At 41.8% G+C, this 16,800-nt stretch carries 9 protein-coding genes, 6 tRNA genes and 3 rRNA genes; 13 read left to right on the top strand and 5 right to left on the bottom strand.

Features of this window, described 5'->3' with window-relative positions:
- Positions 1-7: 7 nt before the first annotated feature.
- Entirely contained in the window at positions 8-646 is a 639-nt protein-coding gene (locus ACQ7EO_RS03385) for a peroxiredoxin (RefSeq protein ID WP_096735080.1), read from the bottom strand.
- Positions 647-982: 336 nt separating this feature from the next.
- Between ACQ7EO_RS03385 and secA the strand changes: the two genes are divergently transcribed.
- The 8 genes from secA (at position 983) to ACQ7EO_RS03425 (ending at position 7,387) form a co-directional block, all read left to right on the top strand.
- Positions 983-3,700 (top strand): preprotein translocase subunit SecA, encoded by a 2,718-nt coding sequence (gene secA / locus ACQ7EO_RS03390; RefSeq protein WP_434278882.1) that lies wholly within the window; start codon positions 983-985, stop codon positions 3,698-3,700.
- A gap of 149 nt (positions 3,701-3,849) precedes the next feature.
- Complete coding sequence (locus tag ACQ7EO_RS03395) at positions 3,850-4,212, top strand: hypothetical protein (protein WP_004817737.1); 363 nt, start codon at positions 3,850-3,852, stop codon at positions 4,210-4,212.
- 169 nt (positions 4,213-4,381) lie between these two features.
- Positions 4,382-5,602 (top strand): bifunctional glutamate N-acetyltransferase/amino-acid acetyltransferase ArgJ, encoded by a 1,221-nt coding sequence (gene argJ / locus ACQ7EO_RS03400; protein WP_434278883.1) that lies wholly within the window; start codon positions 4,382-4,384, stop codon positions 5,600-5,602.
- A gap of 149 nt (positions 5,603-5,751) precedes the next feature.
- Entirely contained in the window at positions 5,752-6,819 is a 1,068-nt protein-coding gene (gene nadA / locus ACQ7EO_RS03405) for a quinolinate synthase NadA (protein WP_004817734.1), read from the top strand.
- A gap of 152 nt (positions 6,820-6,971) precedes the next feature.
- Positions 6,972-7,048 (top strand) — tRNA-Pro (locus tag ACQ7EO_RS03410).
- 45 nt (positions 7,049-7,093) lie between these two features.
- Positions 7,094-7,170: transfer RNA gene (locus ACQ7EO_RS03415), tRNA-Arg, on the top strand.
- Positions 7,171-7,211: 41 nt separating this feature from the next.
- Positions 7,212-7,287 (top strand) — tRNA-His (locus ACQ7EO_RS03420).
- Positions 7,288-7,310: 23 nt separating this feature from the next.
- Positions 7,311-7,387: transfer RNA gene (locus tag ACQ7EO_RS03425), tRNA-Pro, on the top strand.
- A gap of 142 nt (positions 7,388-7,529) precedes the next feature.
- On the opposite strand, the gene ACQ7EO_RS03430 is transcribed toward ACQ7EO_RS03425, so the two are convergent.
- Genes ACQ7EO_RS03430 through ACQ7EO_RS03440 form a run of 3 tightly spaced genes read right to left on the bottom strand, consistent with a single transcriptional unit; the run spans position 7,530 to position 9,750 of the window.
- Positions 7,530-8,009: an OmpA family protein gene (locus tag ACQ7EO_RS03430; RefSeq protein ID WP_004723848.1), complete on the bottom strand. Its 480-nt coding sequence runs from the start codon at positions 8,007-8,009 to the stop codon at positions 7,530-7,532.
- Between the two features lie 15 nt (positions 8,010-8,024).
- A complete protein-coding gene (locus ACQ7EO_RS03435; protein WP_004723846.1) occupies positions 8,025-9,242 on the bottom strand; it encodes a sensor domain-containing diguanylate cyclase in 1,218 nt (405 codons plus the stop codon).
- A 4-nt stretch (positions 9,243-9,246) separates the two neighbouring features.
- The gene (locus ACQ7EO_RS03440; RefSeq protein WP_004817733.1) at positions 9,247-9,750 is read right to left on the bottom strand and encodes a YfiR family protein; all 504 of its coding nucleotides are present in this window, start codon (positions 9,748-9,750) and stop codon (positions 9,247-9,249) included.
- A 594-nt stretch (positions 9,751-10,344) separates the two neighbouring features.
- Between ACQ7EO_RS03440 and ACQ7EO_RS03445 the strand changes: the two genes are divergently transcribed.
- From ACQ7EO_RS03445 to rrf, 5 genes are all read left to right on the top strand, one after another.
- Positions 10,345-11,883 (top strand): 16S ribosomal RNA (locus ACQ7EO_RS03445).
- 59 nt (positions 11,884-11,942) lie between these two features.
- A tRNA-Ile gene (locus ACQ7EO_RS03450) sits at positions 11,943-12,019 on the top strand.
- 44 nt (positions 12,020-12,063) lie between these two features.
- A tRNA-Ala gene (locus ACQ7EO_RS03455) sits at positions 12,064-12,139 on the top strand.
- Between the two features lie 337 nt (positions 12,140-12,476).
- Positions 12,477-15,367, top strand: a 23S ribosomal RNA gene (locus ACQ7EO_RS03460).
- Positions 15,368-15,534: 167 nt separating this feature from the next.
- Positions 15,535-15,649, top strand: a 5S ribosomal RNA gene (gene rrf / locus ACQ7EO_RS03465).
- The 16S, 23S and 5S rRNA genes sit together here with 2 tRNA genes alongside, the layout of an rRNA operon.
- A 165-nt stretch (positions 15,650-15,814) precedes the next feature.
- Here rrf and ACQ7EO_RS03470 read toward each other — a convergent pair.
- The gene (locus tag ACQ7EO_RS03470) at positions 15,815-16,792 is read right to left on the bottom strand and encodes an MBL fold metallo-hydrolase (RefSeq protein WP_434278884.1); all 978 of its coding nucleotides are present in this window, start codon (positions 16,790-16,792) and stop codon (positions 15,815-15,817) included.
- Positions 16,793-16,800: the final 8 nt, after the last annotated feature.

Below are 16,800 nucleotides of genomic sequence, written 5' to 3' on the forward strand. Positions count from 1 at the left end.
TTGCATATTATTTGTTGGGTTGTGGGGTAAGACGAAGATAAGGCTTAACCGCCGTATAACCTTTTGGGAAGCGTTCTTTAAGCTCCGCTTCATCTTTGATCGACGGGACGATGACAACATCTTCACCATCTTGCCAGTTTGCAGGTGTGGCAACTTTATAATTGTCAGTCAGTTGTAATGAATCAATCACACGTAGAATTTCTTTAAAATTACGTCCAGTTGATGCAGGGTAAGTAATGATTAAGCGAACTTTCTTATTGGGATCAATAATAACTAAAGAACGTACGGTGAGGGTTTCGCTGGCATTTGGATGAATGAAATCATACAGCGTCGACACCTTACGATCTTTGTCTGCAATGATTGGAAAGTTTACAGTGGTATTTTGTGTTTCATTGATGTCATTGATCCAACCTTTATGTGATTCAACATCATCGACTGAAAGGGCAATGGCTTTTACCCCACGCTGTTCAAACTCATCTTTTAATTTTGCGGTATAGCCCAACTCAGTGGTACATACTGGCGTATAATCGGCAGGGTGTGAGAATAAAACACCCCAACTGTCGCCCAAGTAATCATAAAACTTAATTGGACCTTCACTAGATTCCTGAGTGAAATCTGGTGCAATATCACCTAATCGTAAAGTCATTTTGAAACCTCAATATCTAAAAATGTTGTTTGTTATTTGGCTCGTCCAAACTACTATTACCCAGTTTTTTTATAATTAAAAATAGTGTTTTTGTATTTCTTTATGAAGAAAATAGATATTAATAAAAGAAGCATATGAAAAAAAACATAGAATTGATCTCTACCTCACTGCAAATATCGGTTAAATTTGCTACATTAATGCGCCTTAGCTGATACGTGCTAGAACTAATCGTCAGATTTTTTTGATTGGATTTGTGCAAAACCCTTGTACTTCAAATTTCTACCACCATAATATCGTCTGAGAAAAATTTATTTCACAAAGATTTAGAGAGTTTATATGTTGGCAAGTCTGATCGGAGGAATCTTCGGTACTAAAAACGAGCGCGAACTAAAACGTATGCGTAAAATTGTCGATAAGATCAATGCGCTCGAGCCGACGACATCTGCACTCAGCGATGCAGACTTATCTGCAAAAACTGAAGAATTCAAACAAAGATATAAGAAAGGTGAAAGCCTAGATAAATTAATGCCAGAAGCGTTTGCGGTGTGTCGTGAAGCAGCAAAACGTGTCATGGGTATGCGTCATTATGATGTGCAGCTCATTGGTGGTATTACTTTGCATGAAGGAAAAATTGCAGAAATGCGTACAGGTGAAGGTAAAACCCTGATGGGTACTTTGGCTGTATATTTAAATGCAATTAGTGAACAAGGTGTTCATGTCATCACGGTCAACGATTACTTGGCACAACGTGATGCTGAATTAAACCGTCCGCTTTATGAGTTCTTAGGTTTAAGCGTTGGTGTAATCTATTCGATGCAATCACCAATAGAGAAAGCTGAGGCATATCGTTCAGATATTACTTACGGTACCAATAATGAATTTGGTTTCGATTATCTGCGCGATAACATGGTTTTCTCTATGGCAGAGAAAAAGCAACGTGGTTTGATTTATGCGATTATCGATGAGGTCGATTCGATCTTGATCGATGAAGCACGTACACCGTTGATTATTTCGGGTCAAAGTGATGATTCATCACAGCTTTATGTTGCAATCAATAGTATTCCACCGAAGTTGCATGCTCAAAAAGAAGAAAAAGTCGCAGATGGCGGTCATTTCTGGATTGATGAAAAGCAACGCCAAGTTGAAATGACTGAAGTCGGTTATGAAACTGTTGAAGATGAACTGATTAAAATGGGCTTGTTGGCTGAAGGCGAAAGCTTATATTCACCATCAAATCTAAATTTGGTTCATCATGTGTCTGCTGCAATTCGTGCACATTTCCTTTATCAACGTAATGTTCACTACATCGTACATGATGGTGAAGTAATCATTGTCGATGAGAATACTGGTCGTACCATGCCAGGTCGTCGTTGGTCTGAAGGTTTGCACCAAGCTGTTGAAGCCAAAGAAGCGTTAGACGTTCAACCTGAAAACCAAACTTTAGCAACAACAACATTCCAGAACTATTTCCGTTTATACAAAAAGCTTTCAGGTATGACAGGTACTGCTGATACTGAAGCTGCGGAAATGAAAGAAATTTATGGTTTGGATGTGGTGCTTATTCCAACCCATCGCCCGATGATTCGTAATGACCAAAACGATTTAATTTATTTAAACCGTAATGGTAAATACAACGCAATTATTGAAGAAATTCAGAAAATTCATGAAGCAGGTGTTGCACCTATCTTGATTGGTACTGCAACCATTGAAGCTTCAGAAATTTTATCTGATAAGTTACGAGATGCGGGTATTACCCATGAAGTCTTGAACGCTAAACAACATGAGCGTGAAGCAGACATTATTGCTCAAGCGGGTTCACCGCGTGCTGTGACCATTGCAACCAATATGGCAGGTCGTGGTACCGATATTTTGCTTGGTGGTAACTGGAAAGCAAAACTTGCCAAAATTGAAAACCATACTGAGGAAGATGAAGCCCGTCTTAAAGCGGAATGGGAACAAAACAATGAAATGGTGTTAAGTTCAGGTGGTTTACACATCATCGGTTCTGAACGTCATGAATCACGTCGTATTGATAACCAGTTGCGTGGTCGTTCTGGTCGTCAAGGTGACCCAGGTGTTTCACGTTTCTTCTTGTCATTAGAAGATGATTTGATGCGTATTTTCGCGGGTGATCGCGTTGTTGCAATGATGCGTGCGATGGGACTACAAGAGAATGAAGCCATTGAGCATAAAATGGTGTCGCGTTCTATTGAAAATGCACAGCGCAAAGTTGAAGCACGTAACTTCGATATTCGTAAAAACTTGTTGAAATACGATGATGTAAATAACGAACAACGTAAAATTATTTACTCTCAACGTGATGAAATTTTAGAAGAAAGCTCACTTCAAGATTATATTGAAGAAATGCATCGTGAAGTCGTAAAAGGCTTAATCGAAACCTATATTCCACCTGAATCAATCCATGATCAATGGGATATTCAAGGGCTTGAAAATGCATTGAATGAAGACTTAGGTATTAATCTTCCTGTAAATCAATGGTTGGAAGAAGATCGTCGTCTTGATGAAGAAGCCTTGGTTGAACGTATTTCTGATGAGATTGTCACGCGTTACCGTAATCGTCGTGAACAAATGGGCGATGATACTGCTGCGACACTTGAACGTCACTTCATGCTGGGTTCTTTAGATCGCCATTGGAAAGACCATTTGGCTGCGATGGATTATTTGCGTCAAGGGATTCACTTACGTGGTTATGCACAAAAGAACCCTGAACAAGAATATAAGAAGGAAGCCTTCAATTTATTCGTCAATATGCTGGGTGTGATTAAGTCTGACGTGGTTACTGATATTTCTCGTGTGCATATTCCAACACCTGAAGAGCTTGCTGAAATGGAAGCTCAACAACAGGCTCAAGCTGAATCTATGCGTCTTAACTTTGCACATGATGAAGTGGATGGTTTAAGCGGTACGCTTAGTAATGAGATTGTTGATGCACAATTCACTAATAGTGATGAGATTGCAGCACCAGAAAGCCGTAATGCACCTTGTCCTTGTGGTTCAGGTTTGAAATACAAACAATGTCACGGCAAAATCTAATTGAGTGAATAGACCCTGAAAGTGTTACAAAAAAGCAGAACAATTGTTCTGCTTTTTTTACAAGTTATTACCATGCGTTAATTTTTATTGCAGGAAATGTGATTAAGTGGTATTAAGTTGCTCAATTGGAAAAGATCTTTGGGAAGATAATGAAAAAATTATTAAAACCTTTATTTGTTGCAACTTTAGCAGTTCCAGCATTGGCATTTGCAGATACGGCACCACAAACGACGACAGTGGAAAAAGTACAAGCTGCTACAGGCGCAGTGACAGCCCAAGCAGAAGTAAAAAATGAAACCACGACTGTAATCAGTCCACGTACTGGTATTCGTTATACTTTAGGTAATACAGGCGGACGCCCAATTATTTTAAAAACTGCGGCGATTGCAGCGGTAACACCTGCTACGGTTAATCGCGTTGTTGCTTCAAATCCAGCATTGTCAGTATCTAGTCAAGAAAAAGTAAAGCAAGCATTATTGGCTGCGGATACCACGACTGCTGTTCAACAGTAATACGTTGCTGATGTAATGAAAGCCAGTATATTTACTGGCTTTTTTATTTTATATTCAAATGAATAAGCTTTTCTTATAGTAAAAATAAATAAGCATTTTAATAAGCTCGATTTTTATAGAGAATTCTAATAAGCTGTGTTTTCATTCTAATTCATGTGGACATTTGAAAATGGCTGTTGGTGACGTGTCTATGCCGCATATGCATGTGGTACAAGGTGTAAAAATTGGCTCTGCTGAGGCGTATGTCCGTTATCCAAATCGACGAGATTTAGTTATTTTTGAATTTGCACAAGGTACCAATGTTGCAGGTGTATTTACCCAAAATGCATTTTGCGCAGCGCCAGTTCATGTGTCGAAAGCGCATTTAGCACAAGCTAATCCACGCTATTTGGTCATCAATACTGGGAATGCTAATGCAGGTACAGGAAAATTGGGTATGCAAAATGCACAATTGACCTGTTTAAAGCTTGCTGAGTTAGCGCAGGTAGAAGAATTTGAGGTATTGCCATTCTCTACAGGGGTTATTGGCGAACAACTGCCGATTGAGCGTTTAACGCAAGGTTTACAGCCTGCACTAAATAGTTTGAATGACGCTTCATGGCCGGACGCTGCGACTGGGATCATGACCACGGATACCACACCAAAAGGCGCCTCAGAACAGTTCGAGCTTGATGGTATAACGTATACAATGACTGGGATTTCTAAAGGTGCAGGCATGATTCGCCCCAATATGGCGACCATGCTGAGTTTTGTTGCAACCGATGCGCCAATTGCACGAAATCTTGTGCAAAAAATGTTAAAAATTAGCGCAGACCAATCATTTAATCGGATTACTGTGGATAGTGATACTTCTACCAATGATTCATGCATCTTTGCTGCAACCGGAATGGCTGGTGGTGTAGAAATTAGCAGTGAAGATGATGCACGTTATAGTGTGGTTTTGGATGTTTTATCGCGTGTGATGAAGCGTTTGGCGCAACTGATTATTCGTGATGGGGAAGGGGCGACCAAATTCATTACTATCACGGTTGACGGTGGAAACGACACACAAGAATGCTGCGATATTGCTTATAGCATTGCTCATTCACCATTGGTTAAAACGGCAATTTTTGCGTCTGATCCAAACTGGGGGCGTATCCTTGCTGCGATTGGTTATGCTGGTGTGAAAGATTTGGATGTTGAAAAAATTCAAGTCTGGTTAGACGACGTGCAAATTTGTAAAGATGGTGGTGCTGCTGAAGATTATACCGAAGAAGCTGGTGCACGGGTAATGTCACAGACAGAAATGACCATTCATGTAAACCTTGGTCGAGGACAGGCCAAAGATACGGTCTACACCTGTGACCTATCCTATGATTATGTGAAAATTAATGCGGACTATCGTTCTTAACTACTGATTTTTTAAGGAGCCTCATTCGTGAGGCTTTTTTATAACAAAACATTTTTCGTGGTGAATTTATGTGCGCTAAACCGTACAATCAATTCACAAGTGTATAAACGCTAGCATGATGCCAGCGACAAGGAAAGAGAAGACCTCTTATGAATGATGCGAATAATTTAATTGCCAACGAAGCAAAATCGGTTGTGCAAGCGCATTTAGATCGTTTAGGTGAACCTAAGGACAATAGTCTGAGTCCAGCGGTAAAACAGCAGAAGTTTGCGCAAATTAAAGCTGAGTTGCAAAAGAACAATGCTGTTTTGGTGGCACATTATTATTGTGATCCAGATGTACAAGAACTTGCGGAAGCGACAGGTGGTTGTGTTTCTGATTCTTTAGAAATGGCACGTTTTGGACGTGATCATGAGGCATCTACTCTGGTGGTCGCTGGGGTTAAATTTATGGGAGAAACCTCAAAAATTCTTTCTCCTGAAAAAACAGTCCTTATGCCAACTTTGGAAGCAACCTGTTCGCTTGATCTCGGTTGTCCTGTAGATGAATTTACCGCATTTTGTGATGCGCATCCTGAGCATACTGTTGTGGTCTATGCCAATACCTCAGCAGCAGTTAAAGCACGTGCAGATTGGGTGGTGACTTCAAGTTGTGCTGTAGAGATCATTGAACACTTAGACAGTTTGGGCGAGAAAATTATTTGGGCACCAGATCAACATTTAGGCCGTTATATTCAAAAGAAAACCGGTGCTGATATGTTGCTTTGGGATGGTGCTTGTATCGTGCATGAAGAGTTTCGTGCCCGTGGTATTGAAAAGATGAAAGCGCTGTATCCGAATGCAGCTGTATTGGTGCATCCTGAGTCACCAGAATCCGTGATTGATATTGCGGATGCGGTGGGAAGTACCTCACAACTGATCAAAGCAGCCCAAACATTACCACAAGACACTTTAATTGTGGCTACAGACCGTGGCATTTTCTATAAAATGCAACAAGCTGTGCCGCATAAGACCTTGATTGAAGCACCTACAGCAGGTGAGGGTGCAACTTGTCGTTCTTGTGCGCATTGCCCGTGGATGGCAATGAATGAATTAGATGGTATTTTGGCAGTTTTGCAAAAGGCCGATCAAGAAATATTCGTAGATGCTGCTTTGGCTGAACGTGCTAAATTACCTTTAGATCGTATGTTGAACTTTAGTGCTCAATTAAAACGATAGAAATTGTATAAAAAACATCTGAAATGTTTGATTAATATACATTTGACGTGTTTTTTTTACTTTTTTTCAAGATAGGTGTTGACGTCTTGTGGCGTCACGCCTAGAATGCACACCGTACCGCACGATGTGCGATACACAAAAGCTGAGATGAACGGAGCATAGCACAGCCTGGTAGTGCACCTGGTTTGGGACCAGGGGGTCGTAGGTTCGAATCCTACTGCTCCGACCAATTCTTCAAGGCAAGTTAATCTGTGATATTAGTATCATTGGTCATGCGCCTGTAGCTCAGTTGGATAGAGCATCCGCCTTCTAAGCGGATGGTCACAGGTTCGAATCCTGTCAGGCGCACCATATGTTGCTTGATACTATAGATCCTAAAACTTAATGTGACGGTGGATGTAGCTCAGTTGGTAGAGCCCCGGATTGTGATTCCGGTTGTCGTGGGTTCGAGCCCCATCATTCACCCCAATTCCTTAAGTTAGTTGTAAATTCGGAGCATAGCACAGCCTGGTAGTGCACCTGGTTTGGGACCAGGGGGTCGTAGGTTCGAATCCTACTGCTCCGACCATTTAAGCATTAGCTTAAATATAAATTATCCGCTTAAAGGCGGTTTTTTTATGCCTGAAATTTGTGTTTGTCAACGAAGCGTCAAATTCTATAGATCTAAAAAAAGATCTCCGTAGAGATCTTTTTTAATAAAGAGAAGATTATCAAGGAATAATAATCACCGCAACACGACGGTTTTCAGCTTTATTCTCTTCTGAATCATTTGATTTAAGTGGCTGGTCAGCCCCTTTTCCAATCACTTGGATATTTTGTGGATTAAATTTTTGCTCAATGAATATATTTGAAACATTTTGAGCACGTTCTTTGGATAATTTTAAATTGTATTCAGGATTTCCGATATTATCGGTATGACCTACAATTTTAAGCTTATCGAGATGATATTTATTTAATTGCGTGGCTAAACGAACCAATTCAGTTTGACGTTCGGTATTAATATTCGATTCATTAAAACCAAACAATAAACGTTCTGGTAGACCTAGACTCCAACCTTCATCCGTTAATACAAAACCTTCTTTCTTAAGTACACGAGCTTGTTTATAGCTCAACCCACCTAGATTCATACAACCTGTAAGTGCTAGGCAGAGTATTGCAAGAATAGAAAGTTGTACGTTTTTTAAAGTCATAAAAACCCCCTAATATTATGAATGGTAAATAAACCAATGATGCTGTAAAGATTTTGCTTTGTACATGGCTTGATCTGCTTGAGAAATTAAGTCTTCTGGGCTTGAGGCCTGGCTAGAGATAGCAATACCGATACTAAAGCTAAAAGAAATCGATTGTCCTTTATAGATTAAAGGATCGTCACAACATTTAATCAGATTTTCCGCAATAGAGATGAGGTGTTCAATTTTAGAAATGGAACGTAAAATAATTGCAAACTCATCTCCTGCAAGACGCGCGACAAAATCATCTTGGCGAATATGGCGTCTTAATCGTGAAGCCATTTCTTTTAAAACTTCATCACCGACCAAATGTCCATATTGATCATTAATAGCTTTAAAATTATTATTATCAATAAATAATAAAGCTAAATTTTCACGTTGATTGGTGTCTTCATATAAATTACATAACACTTGATAAAAATAATTACGATTAGGTAATTCGGTTAAATGATCATGTTGAACTTGATAAGAAAGTTCACTATTCTCATTTTGAAGATGGGTATGCCAAGATTGAATTTCATCTAAGAGTTGGTTGAACACACTGTTTAAGTCTTGAAATTCTTTTACATCACTTTTTGGAAACCTTAAGTTATACGCCTTTTGATTTCTTAAGAGTTGTGCAATTTGTATAATTGGTAAAAAAGAACCCATAATATGGCGATAGGTTAAGTTTACTGACCACCATACAGCAAAAACCATAAAGAGCATGCCAAACGCTAAGCCAGTAAAAATTTTAAAAATAAACATTAAAATTTCATTGGAACTTCCATATAGAACAACTTGACCAACCAGCTTTCCTTGATGTTGGACGTTTAACTTGATGGAATCTTTTAAAAAGATATGATCAAAAAAGTTTTGAATATATGAATAGTGTTCAACATTTTTTAGGCTTTCAGCAACTTTATGACCTTGATTATCATAAACCTCAATCAGGCGTACTGAATGTTGAAAGGTGTATTCATTGATAATCTGCGAAATCGCGATTCTATCTGAGAACACCAGCGCAGGTTGAACACGTTCAGACACGGTTCGACTGATTAATAATAGGTTTTGTTTCGCATAAGATTCAACGGTAAATACTGAAATCGTGACAAAAGTAGACGTACTAATAAATAAAGTGATTGCAAAGGTCGTAAATTGAGATTTACGAAACAATGTTTGTAGAGAACTCGATTTAAAAAATTTATTCATCATTATTTTAATCCGAATTCTTTGCCAGTAATAAAACACGTGGGTCAACATGTATTTTAGACTGAGCTAAACTATCAAGATTCACTTTAAAAATAGTATTTCCTGTTTTGTTGGTGGATAAGCAAAAAACGCTGCCAATTTCACATTCAGAATTACTTGAGCTAAACGATAAAATAGATGAATTTAATGATTTCCCAATAAGGGCCTGTTCGGTTTGTGCTGAAGTATTGGAAAAAAATACCGCATCACAATGACGATTTTTTAGATCGGCGGAATGTATCGCACTTATATTAAAAGGAGACTTATTTGATTTGATATAAGCAGAAAATTGGTTTGCATAAGATGCATTATCAACGACGCATAATTCTGGATTCGGAGTGTTCCATTTTGCATAACTTAATATCGACAATGTCATCATGAAAATATTATGTGACGAATTGGCTGAGGAATAGTTGCAGCAAAAGAGCAAAATTCCTAAACAGAAGCTTCTTCTATTTATAAAACGGGCCATATTCGACTTAATTTATTAAATGATAAAATTATTTCAAATAGTTTAAAGAAAAAAAACAAATATAAATAGCTTAAAATTTAAATAAAAACATGTTCTGCTTTATTAGTATGAGAAAAAATGGTGCAAAAAATAGCTAAAAATGGACTTTTTTTGCTATTTTGGTCGAAAAAATGTCCAGTTGATAAAAAAGTTTAAAAAAAGGGGTTGTGTTGGATTGGGAATGCTGTAGAATGCACATCCATCGGCGGTGATGTTAAATAAAACTTCTGATAAATCAGGCACTTGATTAAGTTGTTAAGATTTCGAATTGAGATTTTAAGATGATGTTAGGGTTGGGTTTGTTAGAAAAAATAATTAACATTATTGATTGACTTTTTAGAGATAGAGAGTAGTATAGCCGACCTAGCTTGATGCTGACGAAGCATTGAGAAGATCATTAAGAGAATATGAAGAACAACTTGTGTGGATTTTTACTGATTGATTGATCGAAATATTATCATTGATTGATTGGTTTAAATTACTCGAAGTTTATTTGAGAGAATTTGTCAGTACATTGATGAGCCAGAATTGTGACCTTAAGTCACTAATGATTTTTAACTGAAGAGTTTGATCATGGCTCAGATTGAACGCTGGCGGCAGGCTTAACACATGCAAGTCGAGCGGGGGAGATTGCTTCGGTGATTGACCTAGCGGCGGACGGGTGAGTAATACTTAGGAATCTGCCTATTAATGGGGGACAACATCTCGAAAGGGATGCTAATACCGCATACGCCCTACGGGGGAAAGCAGGGGATCACTTGTGACCTTGCGTTAATAGATGAGCCTAAGTCGGATTAGCTAGTTGGTGGGGTAAAGGCCTACCAAGGCGACGATCTGTAGCGGGTCTGAGAGGATGATCCGCCACACTGGGACTGAGACACGGCCCAGACTCCTACGGGAGGCAGCAGTGGGGAATATTGGACAATGGGGGGAACCCTGATCCAGCCATGCCGCGTGTGTGAAGAAGGCCTTATGGTTGTAAAGCACTTTAAGCGAGGAGGAGGCTCCTGTAGTTAATACCTACAGTGAGTGGACGTTACTCGCAGAATAAGCACCGGCTAACTCTGTGCCAGCAGCCGCGGTAATACAGAGGGTGCGAGCGTTAATCGGATTTACTGGGCGTAAAGCGTGCGTAGGCGGCTTTTTAAGTCGGATGTGAAATCCCCGAGCTTAACTTGGGAATTGCATTCGATACTGGGAAGCTAGAGTATGGGAGAGGATGGTAGAATTCCAGGTGTAGCGGTGAAATGCGTAGAGATCTGGAGGAATACCGATGGCGAAGGCAGCCATCTGGCCTAATACTGACGCTGAGGTACGAAAGCATGGGGAGCAAACAGGATTAGATACCCTGGTAGTCCATGCCGTAAACGATGTCTACTAGCCGTTGGGGCCTTTGAGGCTTTAGTGGCGCAGCTAACGCGATAAGTAGACCGCCTGGGGAGTACGGTCGCAAGACTAAAACTCAAATGAATTGACGGGGGCCCGCACAAGCGGTGGAGCATGTGGTTTAATTCGATGCAACGCGAAGAACCTTACCTGGTCTTGACATAGTAAGAACTTTCCAGAGATGGATTGGTGCCTTCGGGAACTTACATACAGGTGCTGCATGGCTGTCGTCAGCTCGTGTCGTGAGATGTTGGGTTAAGTCCCGCAACGAGCGCAACCCTTTTCCTTATTTGCCAGCACTTCGGGTGGGAACTTTAAGGATACTGCCAGTGACAAACTGGAGGAAGGCGGGGACGACGTCAAGTCATCATGGCCCTTACGACCAGGGCTACACACGTGCTACAATGGTCGGTACAAAGGGTTGCTACCTAGCGATAGGATGCTAATCTCAAAAAGCCGATCGTAGTCCGGATTGGAGTCTGCAACTCGACTCCATGAAGTCGGAATCGCTAGTAATCGCGGATCAGAATGCCGCGGTGAATACGTTCCCGGGCCTTGTACACACCGCCCGTCACACCATGGGAGTTTGTTGCACCAGAAGTAGGTAGTCTAACCGTAAGGAGGACGCTTACCACGGTGTGGCCGATGACTGGGGTGAAGTCGTAACAAGGTAGCCGTAGGGGAACCTGCGGCTGGATCACCTCCTTAACGAAAGATTGACGATTGGTAAGAATCCACAACAAGTTGTTCTTCATTGATGTATCTGAGGGTCTGTAGCTCAGTTGGTTAGAGCACACGCTTGATAAGCGTGGGGTCACAAGTTCAAGTCTTGTCAGACCCACCAAGTCTACTGAACACAGAAGAGCAGATATATTAAGATCTTAAGCTGGGGACTTAGCTTAGTTGGTAGAGCGCCTGCTTTGCACGCAGGAGGTCAACGGTTCGACTCCGTTAGTCTCCACCACTAATTAAAGACTAAGTGATTACAGAACTTAGTAAGCCGATAGCTTATTAAGTTCTGTGATTTATCACAGTTAACTACTTGCTGACGAGGCGGTAGTGAATCATTAACAGAATATATTTGAGTTGAAATAATTGTTTAAACTCGTTTTAGTTGATGTTAGCAAGTAATTGTTAATGTTGAATGAAATGAGCACTAGCGATAAAACTGAATCAAGCGTTTTGGTATATGAATTAAATTGAAGCTGTATGGTGATTAAATTCACAGGCAACAAATAGAAGTGATTAAGTTCACATTGTTGATCCTCCTTGTAGGGATTAACGACTGTTTGGGGTTGTATAGTCAAGTAATTAAGTGCATGTGGTGGATGCCTTGGCAGTCAGAGGCGATGAAAGACGTAATAGCCTGCGATAAGCTTCGGGGAGGCGGCAAATATCCTGTGATCCGGAGATTTCTGAATGGGGAAACCCACTTACCATAAGGTAGGTATCGCATGATGAATACATAGTCATGCGAGGCGAACGAGGGGAAGTGAAACATCTCAGTACCCTTAGGAAAAGAAATCAATTGAGATTCCCTCAGTAGCGGCGAGCGAACGGGGATCAGCCCATTAAGTTATATGTGTTTTAGCGGAAAGCTCTGGGAAGTGCTACCGTAGAGGGTGATAGTCCCGTACACGAAAGGGCACATATAATGATGACGAGTAGGGCGAGGCACGTGAAACCTTGTCTGAATATGGGGGGACCATCCTCCAAGGCTAAATACTCCTGACTGACCGATAGTGAACCAGTACCGTGAGGGAAAGGCGAAAAGAACCCCTGTGAGGGGAGTGAAATAGATCCTGAAACCGCATGCATACAAGCAGTGGGAGCCGACTTGTTCGGTGACTGCGTACCTTTTGTATAATGGGTCAGCGACTTATATTCAGTAGCAAGGTTAACCGCATAGGGGAGCCGTAGAGAAATCGAGTCTTAATAGGGCGTTTAGTTGCTGGGTATAGACCCGAAACCGGGTGATCTATCCATGAGCAGGTTGAAGGTTGGGTAACACTAACTGGAGGACCGAACCCACTGTCGTTGAAAAGCCAGGGGATGACTTGTGGATAGGGGTGAAAGGCTAATCAAACTCGGTGATAGCTGGTTCTCCCCGAAAGCTATTTAGGTAGCGCCTCGGACGAATACCATAGGGGGTAGAGCACTGTTTCGGCTAGGGGGTCATCCCGACTTACCAAACCGATGCAAACTCCGAATACCTATGAGTACTATCCGGGAGACAGACTGCGGGTGCTAACGTCCGTAGTCAAGAGGAAAACAATCCAGACCGCCAGCTAAGGCCCCCAAATTATAGTTAAGTGGGAAACGATGTGGGAAGGCATAGACAGCTAGGAGGTTGGCTTAGAAGCAGCCACCCTTTAAAGAAAGCGTAATAGCTCACTAGTCGAGTCGGCCTGCGCGGAAGATGTAACGGGGCTAAAACTATATGCCGAAGCTGCGGATGTATACTATGTATACGTGGTAGGGGAGCGTTCTGTAAGCCGATGAAGGTGTATTGAGAAGTATGCTGGAGGTATCAGAAGTGCGAATGCTGACGTGAGTAACGACAAAACGGGTGAAAAACCCGTTCGCTGAAAGACCAAGGGTTCCAGTCCAACGTTAATCGGGGCTGGGTGAGTCGACCCCTAAGGCGAGGCCGAGAGGCGTAGTCGATGGGAAATTGGTTAATATTCCAATACTTCTGTGTAATGCGATGAGAGGACGGAGAAAGTTAAGTCAGCCTGGCGTTGGTTGTCCAGGTGAAAGGCAGTAGGCATGCATCTTAGGCAAATCCGGGGTGCTCTATGCTGAGAGCTGATAGCAAGCTAGTTTACTAGCGAAGTGGCTGATACTATGCTTCCAGGAAAAGTCTCTAAGCTTCAGTTACACAGGAATCGTACCCTAAACCGACACAGGTGGTCAGGTCGAGTAGACCAAAGCGCTTGAGAGAACTCTGCTGAAGGAACTAGGCAAAATGGTACCGTAACTTCGGGAGAAGGTACGCTGCTGACGGTGATAGGACTTGCTCCTTGAGCTATTGGCAGCCACAGAAACCAGGCCCCTGCAACTGTTTATTAAAAACATAGCACTCTGCAAACACGAAAGTGGACGTATAGGGTGTGATGCCTGCCCGGTGCTGGAAGGTTAATTGATGGGGTTAGCGTAAGCGAAGCTCTTGATCGAAGCCCCAGTAAACGGCGGCCGTAACTATAACGGTCCTAAGGTAGCGAAATTCCTTGTCGGGTAAGTTCCGACCTGCACGAATGGCATAATGATGGGGGCGCTGTCTCCAGCAGAGGCTCAGTGAAATCGAAATCGCCGTGAAGATGCGGTGTACCCGCGGCTAGACGGAAAGACCCCGTGAACCTTTACTGCAGCTTGACATTGAACTTTGATCTTACTTGTGTAGGATAGGTGGGAGGCTTTGAAGTAGTGACGCCAGTTGCTATGGAGCCATCCTTGAAATACCACCCTGGTAATATTGAGGTTCTAACTCTGTCCCGTTATCCGGGACGAGGACCATGTCTGGTGGGTAGTTTGACTGGGGCGGTCTCCTCCTAAAGAGTAACGGAGGAGTACGAAGGTGCGCTCAGCGTGGTCGGAAATCACGCGTAGAGTATAAAGGCAAAAGCGCGCTTAACTGCGAGACCCACAAGTCGAGCAGGTACGAAAGTAGGTCTTAGTGATCCGGTGGTTCTGTATGGAAGGGCCATCGCTCAACGGATAAAAGGTACTCTGGGGATAACAGGCTGATACCGCCCAAGAGTTCATATCGACGGCGGTGTTTGGCACCTCGATGTCGGCTCATCTCATCCTGGGGCTGAAGCAGGTCCCAAGGGTATGGCTGTTCGCCATTTAAAGAGGTACGCGAGCTGGGTTTAGAACGTCGTGAGACAGTTCGGTCCCTATCTACCGTGGGCGTTGGAAATTTGAGAGGATCTGCTCCTAGTACGAGAGGACCAGAGTGGACGAACCTCTGGTGTACCGGTTGTGACGCCAGTCGCATCGCCGGGTAGCTATGTTCGGAAGGGATAACCGCTGAAAGCATCTAAGCGGGAAGCCTACCTCAAGATAAGATTTCCCTAGGACTTTATGTCCTCTAAAGAGCCGTTGAAGACTACGACGTTGATAGGTTGGATGTGGAAGTGCGGTGACGCATGAAGCTGACCAATACTAATTGCTCGTGAGGCTTGACTATACAACACCCAAGCAGTTGTATACGAAGCATCATTTGATTCATAAAAGATCAAACATACTTGATTTAGTTGTAAAGCTAGTTAAACTATTCAACTCAAATGTTCTGTTAAACTCATTTGGTACGAAGTAAGGCATTTAAATAAGACCCGAACAAGTCCATAACAGTTTGCTGGCGACAATAGCAAGAGTGAACCACCTGATCCCTTCCCGAACTCAGAAGTGAAACCTCTTAGCGCTGATGGTAGTGTGGGGTTACCCATGTGAGAGTAAGTCATCGCCAGCTTTTAAATCTAAAACACCCCGATCTCTAACGAGAGCGGGGTGTTTTTTTATGGGTGGTGTTTATAGGCTTAATGAAAAGAAAACTGCGAAAGGAAATATAAAAGCTCTAGCCTTAGCAGGAGCTTTTAAAAATCATTAGAAAGATTCTACTTAAACAATAAAATCATTAATCTTTAAAATGAACAGGAATCCATTGATAGCTCTTCCCATTTGCTGAGTAAATATGTCCAATGCCTGGGAATGGTAAATGAGGTGCTGCGATGGTTTGCCCATGTTTTGCATAATCAGCAAACTGCTTTAATCGGGTTTGAACAGCTGTTTTCGGGTCAATATCATATTCTATTGCTGTTTCTGGTTTATCGAATTGTACTGTATGAGAGTGGACAATATCTCCAATAAAAACAATATCTTCACCCGTTGTTTTTAGTTTATAACTAAAATGCCCTGGGGTATGACCAGCAGTACTGATCACTTCAAATCCGCTGATGTTGTCACCCAGTTTAAATGTTTTAAACTGTTTTTTAACTTGATAGGGTGCAAGGGCGGCTTTGATCTTTTCGACAGTTGCTAAGTAATTGGCACGTTTATCTTGCGCTATTTTTTCAGCTTGTTTCGGATTTAGCCAATAATTTGCTTCATCTTCAGAGACATAGATGGTGGCATTTGGGTAGTTTGCTATGCCATTTTTACTGACACCACAGGAATGATCAGGATGTAAATGTGTCAGTAAAATCGTATTGACTTGTTCAGGTTGATGACCTGAAGCTTTGAGATTTTTTAATACAGAGCCTAGATGCGCACCGAAACAATCTGCAGTACCGCTATCCACCAAAACCAGTGATTTACCTGTGTTAACTAAAAATGCATTCACCGATGTTTGTACACCTTTGGCTTGATCTGCATGATATTTCTTTAAAATTTCTTGAACCTTATCCTGTGAAATATCTTTAAATAGTGTGGGAGACATAAAGTTGGTGCCATCTAGCAAGGCGGTAATTTGTGTATTGCCCAACTGATGTTGGTAAAACCCTGCTACTTGCGCTTGTTGTTCAATGATCGGTAATGTTTTGGTGATTTCTGCTTGTGATGTAAGAGGGAATAAGCCGAATAAAAGTACTGATAATGATAGGGCAGTTTTTTTCATTGGAGTTG

Source organism: Acinetobacter sp. CE-15, from assembly GCF_051059255.1.
Classification (GTDB): Bacteria; Pseudomonadota; Gammaproteobacteria; order Pseudomonadales; family Moraxellaceae; genus Acinetobacter; species Acinetobacter guillouiae.